This window comes from Mycobacterium sp. DL592 (genome assembly GCF_011694515.1).
Lineage (GTDB): Bacteria > Actinomycetota > Actinomycetes > Mycobacteriales > Mycobacteriaceae > Mycobacterium.
The window spans coordinates 1,241,989-1,264,851 of sequence record NZ_CP050192.1; the positions used below are offsets into that span (position 1 = coordinate 1,241,989).

Genomic DNA, 22,863 nt, shown 5'->3' on the forward strand with positions numbered 1-22,863 from the left:
ATCTGAAGTGAAAGCCATTGTCTTTCGGGACCAGAACACGCCCATCGAGCACGTCGACGTCGAACTCGCCGGGCCCAAAGCCGGTGAGGTTCGCGTCAAGATCGCTGCGGCGGGTGTCTGCCACTCCGACCTGCATGTCAAGCGCGGGGAGTGGGATGCCCCGGCTCCGTTGGTGATGGGCCATGAGGGCTCGGGGATCGTCGTCGAGCTGGGGGAGGGCGTCACCTCGCTGGCAGTCGGCGACCATGTGGTGCTCTCCTGGGTGCCGCCGTGCGGTGAGTGCCGCTACTGCCGCTCCGGGCACGAGGCGCGGTGCCAGAAAGTCGCGACCGTCGTCGCGCCCAAGGGGGTTCTCTTCGACGGCACGTCGCGGCTGTCCCGCGACGGCGAGCACCTGCACCACTACCTGGGCGTCTCGTCGTTCGCCGAAGAAGTCGTCGTTCCGGCCTCCGGTGCGGTCAAAGTTCGCGATGACGCGCCACTGGACGTGATCGCGGTCGTGGGGTGCGCGGTCGCAACCGGAGTCGGTGCGGTGCTGAACACCGCCGCGGTCGAGCCGGGGGCCACCGTGGCGGTGATCGGCTGTGGCGGCGTGGGCCTCAACGTGGTTCAGGGCGCCAAACTCGCGGGGGCCGAACGGATCGTCGCGATCGACGTGATGCCCGACAAGACCGCGCTGGCCATGCAGTTCGGCGCCACCGATCGCATCGACGCCTCCCGTGGTGACGCCGTGGAGCAACTCCTGGCCCTGGTGCCTGACGGAGTCGACTACGCCTTCGATGCCTTCGGCAACACCTCCACCACCGAGCAGGCCATCCGGATGCTCGGGCTGGGTGGCGCCGCGGTGATCGTCGGCCTGCCGCCGACCGGCGCGAGGGCGTCGTTCGAGCCCCTGGTGCTGGCCGAGGCCGACCAGCGCATCCTCGGGTCGAACTACGGGTCCGTGCGCCCGTCGATCGACATCCCGGCACTGGTCGACCGCTACATGGACGGGCAGCTCAAACTCGATCCGCTGGTCTGGGCCCGGCGTCCGCTGGCCGAGGCGGCCGAAGCCTTCGACGACCTGGCCTCCGGTGAGGCGCTCCGCACCTTGCTCATCCCCTGAATCAGTCTGAACCCGAACATATTTGGAGCCTCACCATGTCAAACACCACTGTGACACCGACCGATGCCGGACTGCGCCGGGGGGTGATGTCAGGTCCTGAGCTTGCCGCACAGGCGATCGCCAACATCGCGCCGAGTGCGGTCATCGCCTTCACCGCCGCAGCGATCTACCTCAGCGCCGGTAACGGCACCGTGCTGTCCTTCGCGCTGGCCACAGTGGTGATCCTGGCCGTCGGCTACTGCGTGGTGGTCTTCGCCCGACGCAATGCGTCGGCCGGATCCTTGTACACCTATGTCGCCAAAGGGCTGGGCCCGTTCGGGGCCTACCTGGCCGGAGTGTCGCTGCTGATCGGCTGCTGGGGGATCGCCGCCGGCTCACTCGGTGGAGCGGTGTCCTACGCCAGTGACTTCCTGACGTTGATCGGGGTGCCCGCCCAGGGGCTGGGCTGGCACATCGCGCTCGCAATCGTGTTGGGCGGCTTGGCCACTCTGTTCACCATCCGGGGAATCAGGCTGTCCGCGCGCGTCTCGCTGGTGCTGGAGCTGATCTCGGTCACGATCATCACCATCCTTCTCGTGTTGGCCCTGGTGTGGGCGGGCCCGGCAGCGTGGGATCCCGCGCAGTTCTCACTGACCGGGGTTCCGGTGCAGGGCGTCGCGGTCGGTATGGTGCTGGGCATCCTCGGCTTCGTCGGGTTCTCCTCGGCCGACGCGCTGGGCCGCGAGGCCCGCAATCCCTACACCGCCATTCCCCGCGCCATCATCTGGAGCGCGATCGTCGTCGGCGTGCTCTACGTCTTCGCCGCCTACACCCAGATCGCGCTGCTGCATGACGGGCTGGCCAGCAGCGCAAGTCCGTTGCAGGACATCGCCGTCAAGATCGGCATGCCGGGGTGGTTCACGCCGATTCTGACCTTCGGCGTCGGTGCGTCGTTCTTCGCGGTCGTGGTCGCGCCGCTGAACGTGGTGGGCCGGATCGTCTACGTGATGGGCAAGGAGGGCGTGGTCGCCGAGCGGTTCGGCCGCACCCATGAAATGCATCTGACCCCGCACCGAGTGCTGCTTGTGGCCGGACCGTCGGCCATCCTGCTGGACATCATCTTGCTGGTCGTCGGCGTCGCGCCGATGAACATCGTGGTCTGGGTGGACACCTACGGAACCTACGGCTACATGGTGGCCTATGCCCTGGTCGCCATAGCCTGTGTGGCCTACACCAAGCGCGCGGGCATCCCCAACCGCATGGTGTGGACCGCGGCGGTGGTAGCCGTGGTGGCGATGGCCTACACCTTCTTCGCCAACGTCTACCCGGTTCCTGCCTTCCCGCTCAACGTGATTCCGTACCTGTTCCTGGCCACGGTGGCGATCGCGCTGGTGTGGTTTGGTCACATCAAACGCACTCGCCCCGAGATCGTCGACCGCATCGGCCGAACCGAGACCGACATCCTCGAAGGCGTCGGCTAGGCCTGCGTCATCGCGTAGTAGGCACCCCGCCGGGCCAGCAGCTCGGCGTGGGTGCCGCGCTCGACGATCCGGCCGGCCTGCATCACCAGGATCAGGTCGGCGTCGCGGATCGTCGAGAGCCGGTGCGCGATGATGAAACTCGTTCGCTCCCTGCGCAGTTCGATCATCGCCCGCTGTACCAGCAGCTCGGTGCGGGTGTCCACCGAACTGGTCGCCTCGTCCAGGATCAGCAGCTGCGGGCGGGCCAGGAACGCCCGGGCGATCGTGATCAGCTGTTTCTCGCCGGCGCTGATATTGCCGCCGTCGTCGCTGACCCGGGTGGCGTAGCCGTCCGGGAGTGTCCGCACGAAGCGGTCGACGTAGGCCGCGCGGGCCGCCTCGATGACCTCGTCCTCGCCGGCATCCGGGCGGCCGTAGGCGATGTTCTCGGCGATCGTGCCCCCGAACAACCAGGTGTCCTGCAACACCATCCCGATCCGGGACCGCAGCGAATCCCGGCTCACGCCGGTGATGTCGACGCCGTCGACCAGGATCCGTCCGGAGTCGACGTCGTAGAACCGCATCAGCAGGTTCACCAGCGTGGTCTTTCCCGCCCCGGTCGGCCCGACGATGGCCACGGTGCTGCCCGGCTCGGCGACCAGCGACAGGTCCTCGATCACCGGGGTGTCGTCGCGGTAGCCGAACCAGACGTGCTCGAACTCGACGCGTCCGACGCTGGGCGGCAATGTCCTTGCCGCATCGGGGGTTTCCTCCGGTTCGTCGAGAAAGTCGAAGACCCGCTCGGCGCTGGCCACCCCGGACTGCAGGGTGTTGTACATCCCGGCGACCTGGGTCAGCGGCTGGTTGAACTGGCGGACGTACTGGATGAACGCCTGGATGCTGCCCAGCGTGATCTGGCCGGTGGCCACCTGGTAACCGCCGACGACGGCGACGGCGACGTAACTCAGGTTGCCGACGAACGTCGTCGCCGGTGACACCAGCCCGGAGAAGAACTGGGCGCCGAAGCTGGCGTCGTAGACGTCGTCGTTGCACTCGCGGAACTTCTCCTGCGCCGCGGCGCGATGCCCGAACGTCTTCACCACGGTGAAGCCGCTGTAGGTCTCCTCGATGTGGGCGTTGAGCCGGCCGGTGTTGGTCCACTGGGCGATGAACATCCGCTGCGAGCGGCGGGCGATCGCGCGAGTCACCCACAGCGACAACGGAACCGTCGTCACGGTGATCAGCGTCAGTAGCGGCGAGATGGTCAGCATCATGGCCAGCACCGCGAACACCGTGAGCACCGAGGTGAGCAGCTGGCTGATGGTCATCGACACCGACTGCTGGATGTTGTCGACGTCGTTGGTGACCCGGCTCAGCAGTTCACCGCGTTGGCGGGAGTCGAAGTAGGACAACGGCAACCGGTGGATCTTGGCTTCCACGTCGGCGCGCAGTGCCCGCACCGTGCGCTGCACGATCACGTTGAGCAGCCGGGCCTGCACCCAGACAAACAGCGCGGCAACGACATACAGGGCCAACGCCAACAGCAGCGTCCGACCGACCGCGTCGAAGTCCACACCTTGACCCGGCACCACGTTGGTGCCCGACAGCAGGTCGGCGAACGTGGTGTCACCGCGGGCCCTGGCCGCGGCGATGGCCTGCTCCTTGGTGATGCCGGCCGGCAACTGGCGGCCGATCACCCCGTTGAACAACAGGTCGGTGGCGTGCCCGAGGATGCGCGGGCCTGCCACGCCCAACGCGATGCCACCGATCGTAAGCACGATGACGGCCACCGCCGGCCAGCGCTGTGGTGTCAGCCGGGCGAGCAGACGCAGTGCCGAGCCCTTGAAGTCGCGGGAGCGGGCCTGGCGGGGGTCCTGGCTGAGCATGCGCATTCCGCCGCCGCGCATCCCCGGCCCGGTCACGAACCGCCTCCGACGCCCGCGCCGAGTGACTGGGAGTCGGCGAACTCGGCGTAGGTGGGGCAGTCGGTGAGCAGGGTGTCGTGGGTGCCTGCGCCGACCACCCGGCCTCCGTCGAGGACGACGATGTGATCGGCATGCATCACGGTCGAAATCCGTTGCGAGACAATGATCACCGTCGAGCCTGCCGACACCTCCTGTAGCGCGGCGCGCACCCGGGCATCGGTGTGCACGTCCAGGGCGGAGAAGGCGTCGTCGAACAGGTAGATGGCCGGCCTGCGGATCACCGCCCGCGCGATCGCCAGCCGCTGGCGCTGACCGCCGGAGAAGTTGATACCGCCCTGGGCCACCCGCATGCCCAGCCCGTCGGGGTGGGCGGCCACGAAGTCGTCGGCGGCCGCCACCCGCAGCGCCGCCCACATGTCATCCTCTGTCGCGTCGGCTTTGCCGTAACGCAGGTTCTCGGCGACCGTGCCGGAGAACAGGTAGCCGCGCTGGGGCACCAGCCCCACCGCAGACCAGAGTTCCTCGGTGTCGTAGTCGCGGACGTCGATGCCGTCGACGGCGACCGCGCCGCCGGTCACGTCGTAGAGCCGGCAGATCAGGGCGATGAGCGTCGACTTGCCCGACCCGGTGCAGCCCACGATGGCCGTCGTCGTCCCGGCGTGTGCGGTCAGCGAAACATCTTCGAGCACAGGGCGTTCGGCACCCGGATAGCTGAACATAGCACCGTCGAGGACCACCTCGCCGCGGACCCCGCCGGTGGGATGAATCGCCAGCAGCGGGTTGGTGATCGCCGCCTCGGTGCCCAGCACCTCGGCGATCCGCTCGGCGCACACCGAGGCGCGGGGCAGGATCAGCAGCAGCAGGGTGGCCATCAGCACGGCCATCAGGATCTGCATGAAATAGGACAGAAACGCGATCAGCGAGCCCACCTGCATCTGCCCGGCGTCGATGCGCAGACCGCCGAACCAGATCAGCGCGACGCTGGAGATGTTGATCGTGAGCGTGGTCAGCGGCAGCATCAGCGCCTGCCAGCGCCCGGCGGCCAGTGCGGTGTCGGACACCGCTGCGTTGGCCACCGCGAAGCGCTCCCGCTCAAACGGCTCGCGGGCGAACGCCCGGATCACCCGGATACCGGAGAGCTGTTCGCGCATCACCCGGTTGATGCCATCGATCAGGCGCTGCATGCTGCGGAAGATCGGCAGCATGTGCGAGACCACCCAGTAGTTCGACACGGCCAGCACTGGCACGCTGACCAGCAGCAGCCAGGACAGCCCGGCATCCTGGTGGATCGCCATGACGATGCCGCCGACACACATGATCGGCGCGGTCACCAGCACCGTGGCGGTCATCTGGACGAGCACCTGGATCTGCTGGACGTCGTTGGTGGTCCGGGTCAGCAGTGTCGCCGCGCCGAAGCGGGACGTCTCGCGCTCAGAGAACGTGGTTACGTGATGGAACATCGCCGAACGCAGGTCGCGCCCGAAGCCCATCCCGGTGCGCGACCCGAAGTACACCGCGCCGACCGCGCACACACCCTGTAGTCCGGTCACCGCCAGCATCAGCAAGCCGAGCCGGGTGATCAGGGCGGTGTCGCCTTTGGTGACGCCGTCGTCGATGATCGCGGCATTGATCGTCGGCAGATACAGCGACGCCAGCGTGCTGATGATCTGCAACGCCATGACGGCCGCCACCAGCCACCGGTACGGCCGGACATACTGTCTCAGCAGCGCCAGAAGCATCTCGTTACTGTCGCATACCGGCTCGGCGCGGTGTCGGAACCGTGTCAGCGGGCAACGCCCGACTCGGCGATAAACCGGCAGGTCAAGCGGCCTGTCGGTGGTTGCGTGCGGGGGTGCCCGCTACAGTGCATGCTGTGACACGCAGCAGGTGCGCATGACAGCGGCGCGCAAACTGGCCGTAGCGGCGCTGGCCGTCGCGGCGACCGCGGTGAGCGGATGCTCGTCGGACTCCAGCGGACCAGGGCCGCAGTCGTCGGCGCCGTCCGCGCCGTCGCCGGCCAACGCCAAGCACGGCCCGATGTTCCCCGAGTGTGGCGGCATCACCGATCAGACGATCGCCGAGCAGACCCGGGTCACCGGCTTGGTCAACACCGCGAAGAACTCGGTCGGCTGCCAGTGGCTGGCCGGCGGCGGCATCCTCGGCCCGCACTTCTCCTTCACCTGGTATCGCGGCAGCCCCATCGGGCGCGAACGCAAGACCGAGGAACTGTCGCGCACCAGCGTCGAGGACATCAACATCGAGGGCCACGGCGGGTTCATCGCGGTTGGCACTGACCCGACTCTGGGGGACAACCTGTGCGAGATCGGTATTCAGTTCAACGACGACTTCATCGAGTGGTCGGTCAGCTTCGCCGAGAAGCCGTTCCCGCCGGCCTGCGACGTCGCCAAGGAACTCACCCGGCAGACGATTGTGAACGGCAAATGAGCGGGGCACGCTGGCGCCGTCCGGTCGCCGCCGCCGTGGTGATGGTCTCGGCCCTGGGCGTGGTGACCGGGTGCGCCCGCACCGTCGACGGCACGGCGGCCAAGTCCGGGTCCGGCCCGGTCGACCGCAACGACAACTCCGCGCAGCAGTACCCCAACCTTCTCAAGGAATGCGACGTCCTGACCACCGACATCCTGGCCAAGACCGTCGGTGCCGACCCGCTGGACATCCAGAGCACCTTCGTCGGTGCGGTGTGCCGCTGGCAGGCCGCAAACCCGGCTGGTCTGGTCGACATCACCCGGTTCTGGTACGAGCAGGGCAGCCTGGACAACGAGCGCCAGGTCGCCGGATTCCTCAAGTACCAGGTGGAAAGCCGCGCGATTGCCGGCGTGCAGTCGATCGTGATGCGCACCAGCGACCCCAATGGGGGTTGCGGTGTGGCCAGTGACGCCGCCGGTGTGGTCGGCTGGTGGGTCAACCCGCAGGCGCCGGGTATCGACGCGTGCGGCCAGGCGATCAAGCTGATGGAGCTGACGCTCGCCACCAACTCCTAACGGGGATGAGCGCTTGCGCGAAGACCATCTAACGGGGAATGTGGAAGGTCACCAGCCCGGCGCTGCTGAGCTCCAGCGCTGACCAGCTGACCGGCACGCGCATAACGGCGATGCCCGAGGTGGGGAACTTCATCGAGATCTGCGCGGCGGCGTCGTGATCGGAGTCCTGCGGGTCGGCCAGGCCGAGCGCCACCTGCGAGACGGTCGGTTCGTGGCCGACGACCAGCAGTGTGCTCACCTCATCGGGCACGCCGTTGATCTCCTCGATCATGGTGCCCGGGGTGGCGCCGTAGAGCCGGTCGGAATACTCCACGGGTGCAGTGATGCCGGTGCGGTCGAGGGTCTGGCGGGTCCTGGTCGCCGATGAGCACAGCACCAGCTCGATCGGCGGAACGTTGGCGCGCAGCCAGTCGCCTGCCAGCCCGGCCTCCCGGATGCCGCGCGGGGCCAGCGGCCGCTGATGGTCGACGACGCCGGTGGGGTAATCCGACTTGGCGTGGCGCATGACGACCAGCGTTCGGGTGTTCACGCAGACAGGCTAGCTGGGTGTCGGACAACCCACGTCGCACATGCCGGTCGAGGTCCCGGGACTTGTCGGCGGGCCGCCATACACTGCGGCCCATGCGATTCCTGCACACCGCCGACTGGCAGCTCGGCATGACGCGGCACTTCCTGGAGGGGGAGGCCCAGCCGCGTTATTCGGCTGCCCGGCGGGACGCGGTGGCCGGCCTCGGCGCACTGGCGCGGGAGACGGGCGCGGAGTTCGTTGTCGTCGCCGGTGACGTGTTCGAGCACAACCAACTTGCCCCGAAGGTGATCAGCCAGTCACTGGAAGCCATGCGCGCCATCGGTGTGCCGGTGTATCTGCTGCCCGGCAACCACGACCCGCTCGACGCGTCCTCGGTCTACACCAGTGCGCTGTTCACCGCCGAACGTCCGGACAACGTCGTGGTTCTCGACCGGGCCGGGCTGTGGGACGTGCGTCCCGGTGTGCAACTCGTCGTCGCGCCGTGGCGCTCGAAGTCGCCGACCACCGACCTCGTCGGCGCGGTGCTGGCCGACGTGCCCGCCGACGGAACCACCCGGGTGGTCGTCGCCCACGGCGGCGTAGACATTCTCGACCCGGACCCCACCCGGGTGTCGCTGATTCGGATGGCCGGTCTGGCCGACGCCATCGAGCGCGGTGCCGTCCACTATGTGGCGTTGGGGGACAAGCACTCTCGCACCTGTGTCGGGGACAGCGGACGGGTCTGGTACTCCGGGTCACCGGAGGTCACCAACTACGACCACGTCGAAGCCGACCCCGGTCACGTGCTGGTGGTCGACGTCGACGAGAGCGATCCGGCCCATCCCGTCTCGGTGCAGACCCGCGACGTCGGGCGCTGGCGGTTTCTGACGCTGCACCGGCCGGTCAATGACAGCCGCGACATCGCGGACCTGGACCTCAATCTGGACCTGATGGCCGACAAGGACCGCACGGTGGTCCAGCTCGGGCTGACCGGCACGCTCACGGTCACCGACCGGGCGGCGCTGGACGCCTGCCTCGACAAGTACTCCCGGCTGTTCGCCTATCTGGGCACCTGGGACCGCCACACCGACCTCGCGGTGATGCCGGCCGACGGCGAGTTCGACGACCTCGGCATCGGCGGGTTCGCCGCGGCGGCGCTCGGCGAGCTGCTCGACACCGCCCGCGGCGACAGCGGGGAGGCGGCCCAGGACGCCCAGGGCGCGCTGGGGCTGCTGCTGCGGCTGGCCGGGGGGACGGCGGCATGAAACTGCATCGGCTCGTCCTGACCAACTATCGCGGAATCACCCACCGCGAGATCGACTTTCCCGACCACGGTGTCGTCGTGGTCTGCGGCGCCAACGAGATCGGCAAGACTTCAATGATCGAGGCGCTCGATCTGCTGTTGGAGTCCAAGGACCGTTCGACCAAGAAGGACGTCAAGCAGGTCAAGCCCACCCACGCCGATGTCGGCTCCGAGGTGTCAGCCGAGATCAGCACGGGCCCATACCGATTCGTCTACACCAAGTGCTTCCACAAGCGGCCCAAGACCGAGTTGACCATCCTCGAGCCGCGCCGCGAACAGCTCACCGGTGACGAGGCACACGACCGGGTGCTGGCGATGCTGGCCGAGACAGTGGATACCGAGCTGTGGCACGCCCAGCGGGTGTTGCAGGCCGGGTCGACGGCGGCGGTGGATTTGTCCGGGTGTGACGCGCTGTCGCGGGCACTGGATGTGGCCGCCGGCGATGCGACCGACACCCCGGACGCGTCAGGGGCCGACTCGCTGCTCATCGAACGCATCGATGCCGAATACGCCCGGTACTTCACCGCGACCGGCAAGCCGACCGGTGAATGGGGTTCTGCCATCGGCCAATTGAAGGCCGCCAACGATGAGGTGGCCCGCTGTGCGGCGGCGATGGCCGAGGTCGACGAGCGGGTGGCCCGTCACGCCGAGTTGGCCGAACAGCTGGCAGCCCTCTCGGGCCAGCGGGACGCCGTCACGCAGCGCTGCGCGGTCGCCGACGCCGCGGCCGCGGCACTGACTGAACTGCGGACCCAACTCGACAACGCCACCCTGGTCGCCAGGGCGGCAGCCGCCACCAGTGCGGCGTCGGCGGCGGCGCAGGCCGAGCGATCCCGGTTGTGCAGCGAGGTCGAGGCCCGCGCCGCGCGGATCGCTGAGCTGGACGCCGAGGTGGCCGCTGCGCTCGACGCCGCGGCGACGGCACGCGAGGCCGCCGAGATCGCTGCTGCCGCAGCGGCGGCGTCAGCAGCCGAGGTGGACGCGGCACAGGCCTTGCTGGAGACGGCGCAGCGGGTGGTGGCCACGCTGGCCGGCCGCGAGCAGGCCGATCGGCTCGCCGCCCAGATCGCCCGGATCGACAGTGCGCAAGCCGAACTCGGCCAGATCGACGCACAGCTCGCCCGCATCACGCTGACCGTCGAGGTAATGGCCGATATCGAGTCGGCGGCGGCTCTGGTGCAGCGCTGCGAGGCCCAGCTTGCCTCGACTGCCACCACCGTCGAGTTCACCGCGGCTGCCGAGCTGGAACTGACCGTCGACGGCGAGGTGGTGCGGCTCGCCGCGGGGCAGCGCTGGACGCCGCCGGTGTCCGCCGCGACCACCGTCGAGCTGCCCGGCCTGCTCAGCATCCGCGTCGACCCGGGTGCGACCACCGCCGGAATCCAGGAGAAAGTCGTTGCCGCGCAAGGGCTCCTCGCTGAAGCTCTGCAGCAGGGCGGTGCCACTGATCTGGACGGCGCCCGCAATATCGACCGGTGCCGCCGCGAGTTGATCAGCAGCCGCGATCAGGCGTCGGCCACGGTGAGCGCTCTGCTTGGCGGGGAGGACGTCGAGCAGCTGCGGTGCCGGCTGGCTAGCTTGCGGGCCGGGTTTGATCCGACGGTTGCCGTCGACCGCGACACCGCACATGCTGCGCTCACCGCTGCCGAGCAAGCCCTGGCTACGGCGAGGGTGCAAGCCGGTACCGATGCGCGGGTCGCTGCCGAAGCCCAGGCTCAGCGGGTCGCGAAGTCCACTGCCGCAACTGTTCTCACGGCAAAGGCCGCCGACGCCGCCGCGGAGCTGGGCACGTTGGGCGAGCGGCTGGCCGGACTGCGGGCAGCGACCGGCGACGACGAGGTGGCCGCGCAGGCCGCCGCCGATGCCGAGGCCAAGCGGTTGGCGGAGGCCGCGGCCGCGCAGCTGACCGAACGCTATGCGGCAGCCGACCCGGCGGCCGTTGCGGCCGAGCAGGCCGCGGCGGGCAGTGCGGCAGCGACACTGCAGCGCGACACCGACGAGATCGCGCGCGCGCTGAACGATCTCACCGTCGAACTCGGCGTCATCGGCAGCGAAGGCCGCCAAGGCAGCCTCGACGCCGCGCAGGCCGCGCTGCAGCACGCCCGCGCCGAGCATGACCGGGTCTCGCAGCGGGCCCGGTCGGCACATCTATTGCGGTCGGTGATGACGCGGCACCGCGACGACACCCGCCAGCGGTACGTCGAACCGTTCCGTAAGGAGATCGAGCGGCTCGGTAAGCCCGTCTTCGGCCCGACGTTCGAAGTCGAGGTCGACAGCGCCCTGCGGATCTGCAACCGCACGCTCGACGGCTGCACGGTGCCCTACGACTCGCTGTCCGGCGGCGCCAAGGAGCAGCTAGGCATACTGGCCCGGCTGGCCGGCGCCGCGCTGGTGGCCAAGGAGGACACCGTGCCGGTGATCATCGACGACGCACTCGGGTTCACCGATCCGCAGCGGCTGACGAAGATGGGCGCGGTGTTCGACACCGTCGGCAACCACGGGCAGGTCATCGTGCTGACATGCACGCCGGCGCGCTATCTCGGCGTGCAAGAGGCACACCTCATCGAACTGAGTGCTTGAGCGTCAGTCGCTCAGCGCCAGCACCTCGTCGAAGCCTGCGACCAGGCAGTCGGCGAACTCCTCGAAGTCCGGGATCGCGCCGGTGTCGACGTCGATTCCCAGCGAGCAGGTGTCGACGTAGGTCAGCAGCGTCACGTTGACCGCCGAGCCGACGGTCGGGCCGAACGCGTACTGCATGCGCACCTTCGCTCCGCCGAGGTACACCTGCACCGGAACGCCCGGAACGTCGCTGCACAGGAAGTCCACGTGGCGCAGCACCGAACCGATGTACCAGCGCGGCATCAGGTTCAGTGCACCGGCGATCAGCTGGGTGTAGGGCAACGACTTCTCGGTGCGTACCTTCACCGTGCGCTCGCGGATCTCGCTGATCCGCTGCGCCGGGTCGGCCACCCCGGCCGGAATGTCGAAGCGCATCAACCCGATTCGGTTGCCGCCCATGCCGTCGTCCTCGGTGCGCAGGCTGATCGGCATCGTCAGGTGCAGCTCACCCACCGGCACACCGTGCTTTTCGTGGTAGCGGCGCAGCCCACCGGCCACCCCGGCCACGAAGGCGTCGTTCAGCGAGCCGCCGCTGCGGTGGGCGGCTTCACGCAGTGCCGGCAGCGACACCTCGTGGACACCGAGTTTGCGCACCAGGGTGCGGTCCTTCATCAGTGCGGAGCCGGTCTCGGTCACCGGGCGCACGGTGCGGTACACCGAGGCAGCCAGTTCGCTCGCCGCGGCGGCGGTCTGCAGCGGACGCCGAATCGTGTTGAACACCAAGCGGGGAACGGTTTTCACGGTCTCGGTGACCGCCTTGCCGAGGAGGCCGGCGTCGTAGCGCACGGCGTCGCGGTATCCCTCCAGCAGCTGCGGCGAGGTCCACACCGGCTCGTCGGGCACCGAGTCGATGGCGCGCGGCTCCTCGGTGAGGTCGAACAGCGTCATCGCGATCTGCACGCCACCGACGCCGTCGGTCAGGGCGTGGTGGAACTTGCACAACACCGCCGCCCCGCCGTCGTCGAGCCCGTCGATCAGGGTGGCCTTCCACATCGGCCTGGCCCGGTCGAAGTCGTCCATCGCGGCCAGCCGCGCCATCTCCAGCACGCCGTCGAGGTTGCCGGGTTGCGGCGCCGACACCCTGCGCATGTGGAAATCCAGATCGAAGTCCGGTGCCCATTCCCATCGCGGGGGCGCCGGCGGCAAGGTTTCGACCACCCGCTGGCGGAACATCGGCAGGTTGCGGCTGACGATGTCGAACCGCTCCCTGACCAGATCCCAATCCGGTGACCGGTCGAGGAGGATCACCGTCACCACGGTGGATCTCAGCCGCGGGTCGGACTCCATCGACCACGTGAACGCGTCGGTACTGCGCATGAATTCAGTCATTGTGTGCTCCGCCACAAACGTACGACGGCGGTCACACCGCGCAGAAGATCACGCAGGCAACTCGGGACTTTGTCCCCTAACGAAGGTGCCCGATGGCGCGGGCACCGACGTCAGCCGGCGGCCTGCAACCGTCGGCCGACGTTCGACTCGTCGGCCGTGCCCAGCCCGAGGTGGTCGCGCAGCGTCGTCCCGGTGTACTCAGTGCGGAACAGGCCCCTGCGCTGCAGCACCGGCACCACCGCGTCGACGAAGTCGTTGAAGGTGCCCGGCGTCGAAGCCGAGGACACCATGAACCCGTCGGCCTCCCCGGCCAGGAATGACTCCTCGATCTGGTCTGCCACCTGCTCGGCGGTGCCGACGAACTGCGGCAGCAGCACCCCCTGGGCGTACCAGGCGCCGACGTCGCGCAATGTCAGGCTGTCCCGGTTGGCCACCCGGCGCACCGCGTCGAAAAGCCCTTGGGTTCCACTGACTTGGACGTCCTCGACCGGGGCGTCGAGGTCGTAGCCGGAGAAGTCGTGGTCGGTGTGCACCGACAGGGTGATCAGTCCGGAGATCGGATCGGCCAGCTCGTTGTGGAAGGCCTGCTTCTCCCGCGCGATCGACTCGGTCTCGCCGATGAACGGGATGAACGCCGGGAAGATCAGCACCGTGTCGGGGTTGCGGCCGAAGTTCACCGCACGAGACTTGATGTCGTCGTAGTAGGCGCGTCTGCCCTCCGGTGTCGGGTCGATCTCGAAGATCGCCTCGGCCCACCGCGCCGCGAAGTCCCTGCCGGTATTCGACGAGCCGGCCTGGATCAGCACCGGGCGGCCCTGCGGCGAATGCGGGACGTTGAGCGGTCCGCGGGTGCGGAAGTAGGTGCCGTCATGGTCGACGTGCCGGATCCGCTCCGGGTCGGCGAACACCCCGGACTGCTTGTCGAGCACCAGCGCGTCGGGCTCCCAGCTCGACCACAGCTCCAGGGTCGTGCGGACAAACTCGTCGGCCCGCTCATAGCGGAACTCGTGGTCGAGGTGGTTGTCGTGGCCGAAGTTCTGCGCCTCGCTCTGCGTCAGCGACGTCACGATGTTCCACGCCACCCGGCCGCGGGTGATGTGGTCGAGGCTGGCGAAGATGCGGGCCAGCTCGTAGGGGTGAAAGTAGGTGGCGGACTTGGTGATTGCCAGTCCCAGCTTGGTGGTGACGGCGGCGATGCTGGCGGCCACGATGGACGGGTCGAGCGTGGCGGTCGCCTGGGTGCCGCGGCGCAGCGGCTCGGCGATACCGTCGCCGTAGCGCACCGGCGCCGCGAGCAGGTCGGCGAAGAACAGGAAGTCGAACTTGCCGCGCTCGAGGATCCGCCCGATCCGGTGGTAGTACTCCGGGGTCAGGAATGCCGGGTCGCTGGCGGGATGCCGCCAGGCGGCGTGGGAGTGGGTGACCTGGGAGGCGATCTGAAATCCGCCCAGGTGCAGTTGCCGGGTCATGGTCGTGTCCTCTCGTGCGATTTCGGCGCGGTTGTCGCCGTCAGGCGACGACAACCGCGCCGAAATCCCTGTCAGAAGTAGGCGTTGGCGGGCACAGGCGTGCCGTGCAACAGGTTCTGGCCGATCACCCTCGCCTTGTAGGCCACCGGGTTGTGCAGCGTGATGGTGCGAACGTTGCGCCAATGCCGGTCGAGGTTGCGCTGACGGCTCGCCGCGCTGGCTCCGCCGAGTTCCAGCAGCCGGGTGGCCGCCACCGGGGCGACGTCGTCGAGGTGCACCTTGACCTTGGCCACCTTCAGCTGTGCCTCGGTCGCCAGGTCGGCGTCGGGCACCCCGTCGCGCTCGGAGTCGGTGGCCGCCTCGATGGCCGCGGCCGCGTCGAGCACCGCCGCTCGCGCGACGTAGGCCGTGCTGGCCAGCTCGCCGAGCAGCCGCTGATAGAGCGGATCATCCACCGGCGCCTCGGCCAGGGCGTGGCTGAAGCTGCGGGTCCGCGACCGCAACAGCTCCACGCCGTCGTCCACCACGGTCTGCAGCACGCCGGCCACCACTGCGTGGATGTAGAGCTGCAACGAGGCGTACTGCACGGTGGGCTGCGGTTCGGCGTCGTACGGGGAGTCCGACAGCACTTCGTCGGGTGACACGTCGACGCTGTTCAGGATCGTCGTGCCGGTCCCGGTGCGGCGCTGCCCGAATCCGTCCCAATCGTCGACCAGTCGCACGCCCTCGCGATCGGCAGGAATGACGACGGTGGCCACCGAGTCGTGATCGGTAGTGGCAGCCACGGTCAGGTAGTCGGCAAACAGCGTGCCGGTGCTGTAGTACTTCTCGCCGGTCAGCCGGAAGCCGCCGGGGATCGGCAACAGCCGGGTGTTGAACACCAGGCTTCCGACGGCGTTGGTCCCCTTCTCGCTGAACGCGTTGCCGAAGATCTTGCCCTCGGCGACCTTGGCCAGCCATTGCCGCGACCTTGGATCAGGGAGAGTCCGCAGCCGCTCCTCGACGAACCAGAAGTGTGTCCGGAAGATATGCGCCACAATGGGATCGGCTGCGGCGACGTCGATGATCGTGGAAAATAATTGACGCACAGTAAAATCCGCGCCGCCGAGCTCAGCGGGCAGGCGCAGTGTGCCGAATCCGGCGCTCTTCAGTGCATCGACTTGGTCAAAAGGATTCTCGTCATTGAGATCTCGGTCTTTGGCGCCGGACCGGATGTTGGCGAGCAATGCGGTGAACTCCGGGGTTCCGGGTAGCAGGCGGTTGAGGGGTTCGACTGTGGTCATGTCCCCGTTGTACCGACGGGGCAGGCGGTGGGGCACTGCTTTGGATCACCCCGAACCGAACCGCGCATTCCATTACCCAGCGCGGCAAGGCAGAATCGAGGCATGCGAGGCCGCCACGGATGACGCTCAACGAGAAGCGCCGCCGTGCCCACGAGAAACTCGCCGCACTGCCGGGGGTGCGACCGGTTCGCCGCCCGGTGACACCGGCCGGAACCGAGGAGTTCGACCTCTACTACGTGCGCACCGGCCGCAAGACCAAGCATCCGGTCGTCATCATCCCTGGTGGGCCGGGTGCGGCCTCGATCGCGCTCTACCGCGGGCTGCGCAGGCGTGCCGCCGCCGAGGGACTCGACGTGATCATGATCGAGCACCGCGGTGTCGGCATGTCCCGCCACGACGACTCCGGTGCCGACCTGCCGCCCGAGGCGCTGACCGTCGATCAGGTTGTCGACGACGTCGCCGCGGCCCTCGACGACGCCCAGGTCGACAGCGCCATCATCTACGGGACCTCCTACGGCACCTACATCGCCGCCGGGGTCGGAGTCCGTCACCCGAACCGGGTGCACGCCATGATTCTGGACTCACCACTGCTGGCCGGGGACGATATCGAGGTGGTGCGCCGGGCCCTGCGCAACGTGCTGTGGCACGGTGAGGAACCCGAGACCAGGGACCTCGCGAGCAAGGTGCGCCGGCTGGTCGACGACGGTGTCATGACCCCGACCGCCGCCCAGCTGGCTGCGGCGGTGTACGGCTTCGGTGGTGCGCCGCTGTTGGACCGGCAGCTCGACCTGCTCCTGCAGGGGCGGCGGCTGCTGTGGTCCGGGATGGGCCGGGTCGCGGAGCTGATGGTCGGCCGAAAAGCGCCGTACCGCAACGAATCCGATCTTGTGGGACGCATCGCCTACCGTGAGCTGAACTATGCGGGCACCCCCGACGGCGGGCCGCTGGACCCTGCGCTGGCGATGCGGGACTTCGCCTCCGGTGATGTCGAATTCGAGGCCGAACCATTCGACCTCGTTGCCGAGATGCCGAAATTCTGCTGGCCCACTGTCGTCGTCTCCGGCGGCCGGGACCTGACCACACCGCCGGAGGTCGCCGACCGGGTCGCCGGCCTGATTCCGGGGTCGGTGCTGGTCCGGCTGCCCACCACGGGGCACAGCGTGCTGGACAGCAAGGAACGCGCGGCGTTGCGCATCGCATCGGTGGTCTCGGCCGGCCGAACCGCCAGCCTGCTCGGTGAGGCCGCAGCGCTGGACGCGATGCCCGCACCGCCCGCGCTGCGCCTGATGGTGTCGGCCATCGGGACCGCGGCGCGGATCGAGGCGGCGTTACCCGAGGTGGTACCGAAGCTGGTGGGTAAGGACCCGCGCGCTACTTCGTGAAGCCGATGGCGCTGTAGTTCAGGTCGCCGAGGCCGGCCGGTCCGAAGTTGGCCAGGTTGCTGCGCACCGCGACGTTGCCTGCGGACTGGAACAGCGGCAGGCTGAACACCTCGCCGAAGATCAGCTTGTCGACATCATTGGCCAGCGCACGGGCCTTGTCCGGGTCGAGTTCGTCGAGCACTTCCTCGACCTTGGCGTCGATCTCGGGGCTGCTGATCTTGCCGAAGTTACTCTCGGCGCCCGTGGTGTAGATCTGGTTGAGGCAGCACAGTGCGAATGCGTCACCGACCCAGGAGAACTGGGTGATGTCGAAGTCGCCGACGTTGACGTAGTTGGTGAAGAAGCCGTTGCCGGGTTTGGCGTCGATCTCCAGCTTCACCCCGATCTGGGCCAGGCTGTTCTGCGCGACAAGCGCGACCTGGCGGGTGGTCTGGGCGTCGTAGAGCACGTCGCGGATCACCAGTTGCTTGCCGTCCTTCTCGCGGAATTGGCCGTTGAGTTTCCAGCCGAGGGCGTCGAGTTCGGCCTTGGCCTTCGCCGGGTCGTAGGCCACCACGGCGCTGTTGTCCTGGTAGCCCTTCTGCCCGGCGACGAAGATGTGGTTGTTCAGCGGCACCGGCTTGTCGACCAGGCCGCGCTGGGTCACGTCGGCGATGGCCTGGCGGTCGATGCCCTTGGCGACGGCCAGCCGTAACGCCTTGTCCGACAAGATCGAACCCGGCGCGCCGTTGAAGGTGAAGTGATACCAGCTCAATCCGGGGGTGCGGCGAACCGAGATCCCCGCAGTACGCCGCGCGATCGTCAGCTCGTCCAGCGAGCCGAGCCCGGTGGCGTCGATGGTGTTGTTCTGCAGAGCCGGGATGCGCGCCGCATCGTCGAGCACCAGGTAGGTGATCGAATCGAGCAGCGGCGGGGTGCCCCACCATTTGGGGTTGCGGGTCAACACGATTCGCTGCGCGGTGCGGTCCAGGGTGGAGACCATGAAGGGGCCCGCCGATGGCCCGGGACCGTTGAGCTGACCCTTGTTGAACACCTCCGGGCTGGCGGTCATCGACTTCGGCAGGAGCATCGTGTTGCCGGCGAACATGCCGCGCCAGTCGGCGTACGGCTTGGCGAAGGTGATGACCGCCTGCCGGTCGTCGACGCCGCGGGTGACCGAGCCGACCCGGTCACTGCCGTTGGGGGCGGCGATCGCGAACGCCTTGTCCTTGCCGCTGGTGGCGTTGATCTGGGAGGCGATGTCCTCCCAGGTGATCGCTGTGCCGTCCGACCACGTCGCCTTCGGGTTGATCGTGTAGGTGACCACCTGCGGGTTGGTCGAGGTGAGTTCGACGCTGGTGAAGTAGTCGGTGTTGACCTTCATCGACCCGTCGGCGGCGATGACGAACGCCCTGGGCAGGGTGGGCTTGAGCAGGCTGCCGGTGTCGGCTTCGTTGCCGTCGATGTTGAGGGTGTTGAAGTTCGACGGGAACGACGACAGCGCCAGGCGAAGATTGCCGCCGTTGCGCAGGGTGGCCGGGTCCTGCGGGTTGATGTCGCTGGTGGTGCCCAGCTCGGCGTTGCCGCCTGCCGACGGGACGTCTTGCTTACCGCCCGAGCAGCCGGAGACCACCAATGTCAGGGCCGTCCCCACCGCGAGCAGGCGCATAATCGCGTTCCGCCGGCCTGTCGAGTGCGATTTTGAGTCTGTTCGCGCGTGAGTCACGCAAACGATGCTAGCGGCGAGTCGGATCCGGTTGCGGGATAGCGGCCAGCAACTTCCTGGTGTACTCGTGCTGAGGGTTGCCGAAGATGTCGTCGGCGTCGCCGTATTCGACGATCGCGCCGCGGTACATCACCGCCACCCGGTGGGCCAGGTGCTTGACCACCGACAGGTCGTGGGAGACGAACAGATACGACAGGTGGAACTGCCGTTGCAGATCCAGCAGCAGGTTGATGATGCCGGCCTGGATCGACACGTCGAGCGCCGACACCGGTTCATCCAGGGCCAGAATCTTGGGCTGCAAGGCCAGCGCGCGGGCGATACCGATGCGCTGCTTCTGCCCGCCGGAGAACTCCTGGGCGTAGCGGCTGGCGTCGGCGCGGCCCAGGCCGACGATCTCCAGCAGTTCGCCCACCCGGGTGTCGATGCTGCTCTTATTGAAACCGTTGGCCTGCAACGGTTCCGCCAACAGATCGAACACCGGTAGCCGCGGGTCCAGGGAGGCGACGGGATCCTGGAACACCACCTGAAGGTCTCGGCGCAGCTCACGACGACGGGCGGTGGTCAGGTCGGCGACGTTGTTGCCGAGCACCTCGATGGTGCCGGCCTGCGGTGCGTGCAGTTCCAGGATCTCGTGCAGCGTGGTCGATTTCCCCGACCCGGATTCGCCGACGATCCCGACGGTGCGCCCGCGCTGCAGGTCGAAGCTGATCCCGTCGACCGCGCGGACCTCGCCGATGGTGCGGCGGAACACCACACCTTTGGTCAGCCGATAGGTCTTGCTCAGATCGCGCACGCTGATCACGATCTCGGGTTCGGCGTCGTCGTCGACGGCAACGGGCTGGGTCGACACGCCGTAGATATCGGCGGCGCTGCGGCCTTCGACGAGTTCGGTGCGGATGCAGGCCGCCGAATGCCCGTCGGCGACAGTGGCCAGCGCGGGCTCGGCGGCCCGGCAGTCGTCGACGGCCAGCGGGCAGCGCGGGGCGAAGGGGCACCCAGGTGGCAGGTGCACCAGCGACGGGGGAGCGCCCGGGATCGGCACCAGCCGTGAACCCTGCGGGGCGTCCAGTCGCGGAACCGAGCCCAAAAGCCCTGCGGTGTAGGGCATTCGACGATCGCGGTAGAGATCGTCGACGTCGGCCACCTCGACGGCGCGCCCGGCGTACATCACCAGTGCGCGGTCGGCGAACTCGGCCACCACACCCAGGTCGTGGGTGATGATCAGCACCCCGGCGCCGGTGACGTCACGCGCGGTCTTGAGCACCTCGAGAATCTGGGCCTGCACGGTGACGTCGAGTGCGGTGGTGGGCTCGTCGCAGATCAGCAGGTCGGGGTCGTTGGCGATGGCGATCGCGATGACGACGCGCTGGCGTTCCCCGCCGGACAGTTCGTGCGGGAAAGCCCGGGCCCGCTGGCCAGGCTGGGCGATGCCCACCAGTTCCAGAAGCTCCACGGCCCGCGCCCGGGCCGCCTGCTTGGACACCTGCGGGTTGTGCACCCGGATCGCCTCGGCGATCTGGTCGCCGACGGTGTAGACCGGGGTCAGTGCCGACATCGGGTCCTGGAACACGGTGCCGATCCGCTTGCCACGGACCTGCGACATGTCGGCGTCGGGCAGGCCGAGCAGTTCCTGGCCGCCCAGGCGCACCGAACCGGACACCTCGGCGTACTCGGGCAGCAGCCCGATGACGGCCATGGCCGCCGCCGACTTGCCCGAACCGGATTCGCCGACCATCGCCACCACCTCGCCGGCGGCCACCTGGTAGCTCAGCCCGCGCACCGCCTTGAGGTCCTCGCCGTCGGTGGGGAAGCGCACGCTCAGGTCGCTGACGTCCAGCAGCGGCCCGGTCATGTCCGCTTCTTCTTCCGGTGCCGCAGGTTCGCACTGCCCGGGTCCAGCGCGTCGCGCAGGCCGTCGCCGGTCAGGTTGGCGCACACCAGGATCAGCACCAGCACGCCGGCGGGGAACAGGAACACCCACGGGAACGTCGTGGCAGACTTGGTGCCGTCGGCGATCAGGGTGCCCAGCGAGACATCCGGTGGCTGGACACCGAAACCCAGGAAGCTCAAACCGGTTTCGGCCAGGATGGCCACCCCGACGTTCAGGGCGGTGTCGATGATCAGGATCGAGGCCACGTTGGGCACGATGTGGCGGGTGATGATCCGCCAGCTCGGAACGCCCATATACCGCGCGGCCTGGACGAATTCGCGCTCCCGCAGGCTCATCGTCAGACCGCGCACCATCCGTGAGCTCACCATCCAGCTGAATCCGGCGAGCAGCACGATCAACAGCGCGACATTGGCGGAGTTCTTGGTGCGCGGGGTGATGATCGCGATGAGGATGAAACTGGGCACCACCAGCAGCAGGTCGACGAACCACATCAGGGCCCGGTCGCGCCAGCCGCCGAAGTAGCCGGCGACCGAGCCCACCGTCGCAGCGATCGCCGTGGAGATCACCGCCACGCACAGGCCGATCAGCATCGACTTCTGCATACCGCGCAGGATCTGGGCGAACAGGTCCTGGCCGAGGGCGTTGGTGCCGAACCAGTGCTCGGGGCTCGGCGGTGACTGCAGGGCGTAGAAGTCCAGATCGGTGTAGGACCACGCCAGCAGCGGCGGCAGCGCGTAGCAGCCGACGAACAGCAGCGCCAGCACCACCAGGGATCCCATGGCCAGCCGGTTGCGCGCGAAGCGGCGCAAGACCAGAGTGCGCCGCGAGGCGAACTCCTCGGGCTTGACGCCGGTTTGCGCGGTGGTGTCGGTCATGTCACCCGCACCCTCGGGTCGAGGATCGCATAGAAGACGTCGGAGAGCAGTCCCGCCAACAGCACCACCGCGCCGGAGAATACGGTGATCGCCGCGACGATGTTGGTGTCCTGGGTGGCGATGCCCTGCACCACCCACTCACCCATGCCGTGCCAGCCGAAGATCTTCTCCACGAACACCGCACCGGTGACCAACCCCGCGACACCGTAGGCGAACAGCGTCGCCATCGGGATCAAGGCGGTGCGCAGACCGTGCTTGAACAACGCCTGCCGACGGGTGAGGCCCTTGGCCCGCGCCGTGCGGATGAAGTCCTGACCCAGCACGTCAAGCATCGCATTGCGTTGGTAGCGGCTGTATCCGGCGATCGCGGCCAGCGCCAGCGTGGTGGTGGGCAGGATCAGGTGCTGCAGCCGGTCGACCAACTGATTCCAGGGACCGCCGACGGCATCCGGTGAGGTCTCCCCGGTGTAGGAGAAAAGCTGAACGCCCAGAACGGAATTCACGTTCAGCGCCGCCAGGATAAGCAGGTTGGCGATCACGAACGTCGGCGTGCTGATCACCAGCAGCGACAGGAAGGTGATGACGCGGTCCGATAATCGGTACTGGCGGATCGCACCCCACGCCCCGACCACCACTCCGATCACCGTGCCCAGTACCGAGCCGATCACCAGCAACCGCAGGCTCACCCCGATGCGCCGCCACAACTCGTCGGACACCGGCTGACCGTTGACCGTGGTGCCGAAGTCGCCCTGCACCGCCCCGGCGACCCAGTGGGCGTAGCGCAGCGGAATCGGCTTGTCGAGGTCCAGCTCGGCGGCCTTGGCGTCGATGACCGCCTGCGGCGGGCGCGGATTGCGCTGCAACAGGCTGTTGAGCGGCGCGAACGTCAGCGAGGTCAGGGTGAACGTCAGGAACGAGGCCAGTGCCAGCAACACCAGATAGTTGAGCAGGCGGCGCGCCAGGAATCGCGTCATCGGACGCCGTCCGCCGCAGGGTGCATGCAGCACAGGGTAGGAGATGGTGGGTCGGAA

Annotated in this window: 17 protein-coding genes; 7 read left to right on the forward strand and 10 right to left on the reverse strand. The window is 68.2% G+C overall.

From position 1 onward, the window contains the following. The first annotated feature begins 7 nt into the window (after window positions 1–7). Window positions 8–1,105, forward strand: coding sequence for an alcohol dehydrogenase catalytic domain-containing protein (locus HBE64_RS06090; RefSeq protein ID WP_167099107.1), 1,098 nt, complete (start codon window positions 8–10; stop codon window positions 1,103–1,105). A 35-nt stretch (window positions 1,106–1,140) separates the two neighbouring features. Then, entirely contained in the window at window positions 1,141–2,565 is a 1,425-nt protein-coding gene (locus tag HBE64_RS06095; protein WP_167099110.1) for an APC family permease, read from the forward strand. On the opposite strand, the gene HBE64_RS06100 is transcribed toward HBE64_RS06095, so the two are convergent. Further along, entirely contained in the window at window positions 2,562–4,451 is a 1,890-nt protein-coding gene (locus HBE64_RS06100) for an ABC transporter ATP-binding protein (RefSeq protein ID WP_167108786.1), read from the reverse strand. The genes HBE64_RS06095 and HBE64_RS06100 overlap by 4 nt on opposite strands. A gap of 11 nt (window positions 4,452–4,462) precedes the next feature. Next, entirely contained in the window at window positions 4,463–6,208 is a 1,746-nt protein-coding gene (locus HBE64_RS06105; protein ID WP_167099113.1) for an ABC transporter ATP-binding protein, read from the reverse strand. Between the two features lie 154 nt (window positions 6,209–6,362). On the opposite strand from HBE64_RS06105, the gene HBE64_RS06110 reads away from it, so the two are divergent. Next, entirely contained in the window at window positions 6,363–6,914 is a 552-nt protein-coding gene (locus HBE64_RS06110) for a DUF3558 domain-containing protein (RefSeq protein WP_167099116.1), read from the forward strand. Between the two features lie 41 nt (window positions 6,915–6,955). Then, window positions 6,956–7,468 (forward strand): DUF3558 domain-containing protein, encoded by a 513-nt coding sequence (locus HBE64_RS06115; RefSeq protein ID WP_208300653.1) that lies wholly within the window; start codon window positions 6,956–6,958, stop codon window positions 7,466–7,468. 28 nt (window positions 7,469–7,496) lie between these two features. Here HBE64_RS06115 and HBE64_RS06120 read toward each other — a convergent pair whose 3' ends face one another. Further along, window positions 7,497–7,973, reverse strand: a complete 477-nt coding sequence (locus tag HBE64_RS06120) for a histidine phosphatase family protein (RefSeq protein ID WP_167108789.1) — start codon at window positions 7,971–7,973, stop codon at window positions 7,497–7,499. Window positions 7,974–8,089: 116 nt separating this feature from the next. Here HBE64_RS06120 and HBE64_RS06125 point away from each other — a divergent pair, with 116 nt between their 5' ends. Together HBE64_RS06125 and HBE64_RS06130 are read left to right on the forward strand one after the other, a co-directional pair. Continuing rightward, window positions 8,090–9,241: an exonuclease SbcCD subunit D gene (locus HBE64_RS06125; protein ID WP_167099122.1), complete on the forward strand. Its 1,152-nt coding sequence runs from the start codon at window positions 8,090–8,092 to the stop codon at window positions 9,239–9,241. Further along, complete coding sequence (locus HBE64_RS06130) at window positions 9,238–11,859, forward strand: ATP-binding protein (RefSeq protein ID WP_167099125.1); 2,622 nt, start codon at window positions 9,238–9,240, stop codon at window positions 11,857–11,859. The genes HBE64_RS06125 and HBE64_RS06130 overlap by 4 nt, the downstream gene beginning before the upstream one ends. A gap of 3 nt (window positions 11,860–11,862) precedes the next feature. Here HBE64_RS06130 and HBE64_RS06135 read toward each other — a convergent pair whose 3' ends face one another. The 3 genes from HBE64_RS06135 to HBE64_RS06145 form a co-directional block, all read right to left on the reverse strand. Beyond that, window positions 11,863–13,227 (reverse strand): wax ester/triacylglycerol synthase domain-containing protein, encoded by a 1,365-nt coding sequence (locus HBE64_RS06135; protein WP_167099128.1) that lies wholly within the window; start codon window positions 13,225–13,227, stop codon window positions 11,863–11,865. Between the two features lie 110 nt (window positions 13,228–13,337). Then, window positions 13,338–14,696 carry an LLM class flavin-dependent oxidoreductase gene (locus tag HBE64_RS06140; protein ID WP_167099131.1) on the reverse strand — a complete coding sequence of 453 codons (1,359 nt, stop codon included), beginning with the start codon at window positions 14,694–14,696 and terminating at the stop codon, window positions 13,338–13,340. A gap of 71 nt (window positions 14,697–14,767) precedes the next feature. After that, window positions 14,768–15,979 carry an acyl-CoA dehydrogenase family protein gene (locus tag HBE64_RS06145; RefSeq protein WP_167099134.1) on the reverse strand — a complete coding sequence of 404 codons (1,212 nt, stop codon included), beginning with the start codon at window positions 15,977–15,979 and terminating at the stop codon, window positions 14,768–14,770. 119 nt (window positions 15,980–16,098) lie between these two features. Here HBE64_RS06145 and HBE64_RS06150 point away from each other — a divergent pair, with 119 nt between their 5' ends. After that, window positions 16,099–17,361 carry an alpha/beta fold hydrolase gene (locus HBE64_RS06150; protein WP_167099137.1) on the forward strand — a complete coding sequence of 421 codons (1,263 nt, stop codon included), beginning with the start codon at window positions 16,099–16,101 and terminating at the stop codon, window positions 17,359–17,361. Here the strand turns inward: HBE64_RS06150 and HBE64_RS06155 are convergent. The 4 genes from HBE64_RS06155 to HBE64_RS06170 form a co-directional block, all read right to left on the reverse strand. Further along, window positions 17,351–19,009 (reverse strand): ABC transporter family substrate-binding protein, encoded by a 1,659-nt coding sequence (locus HBE64_RS06155; RefSeq protein ID WP_167099140.1) that lies wholly within the window; start codon window positions 19,007–19,009, stop codon window positions 17,351–17,353. The genes HBE64_RS06150 and HBE64_RS06155 overlap by 11 nt on opposite strands. A gap of 67 nt (window positions 19,010–19,076) precedes the next feature. Then, complete coding sequence (locus tag HBE64_RS06160; RefSeq protein ID WP_167099143.1) at window positions 19,077–20,918, reverse strand: ABC transporter ATP-binding protein; 1,842 nt, start codon at window positions 20,916–20,918, stop codon at window positions 19,077–19,079. After that, window positions 20,915–21,832, reverse strand: a complete 918-nt coding sequence (locus HBE64_RS06165) for an ABC transporter permease (RefSeq protein ID WP_167099146.1) — start codon at window positions 21,830–21,832, stop codon at window positions 20,915–20,917. Before HBE64_RS06165 ends, HBE64_RS06160 begins: the two co-directional genes overlap by 4 nt. After that, on the reverse strand, window positions 21,829–22,806 hold the full coding sequence (locus tag HBE64_RS06170; RefSeq protein ID WP_167099149.1) for an ABC transporter permease: 978 nt from the start codon (window positions 22,804–22,806) through the stop codon (window positions 21,829–21,831). Before HBE64_RS06170 ends, HBE64_RS06165 begins: the two co-directional genes overlap by 4 nt. Between the last annotated feature and the right edge of the window lie 57 nt (window positions 22,807–22,863).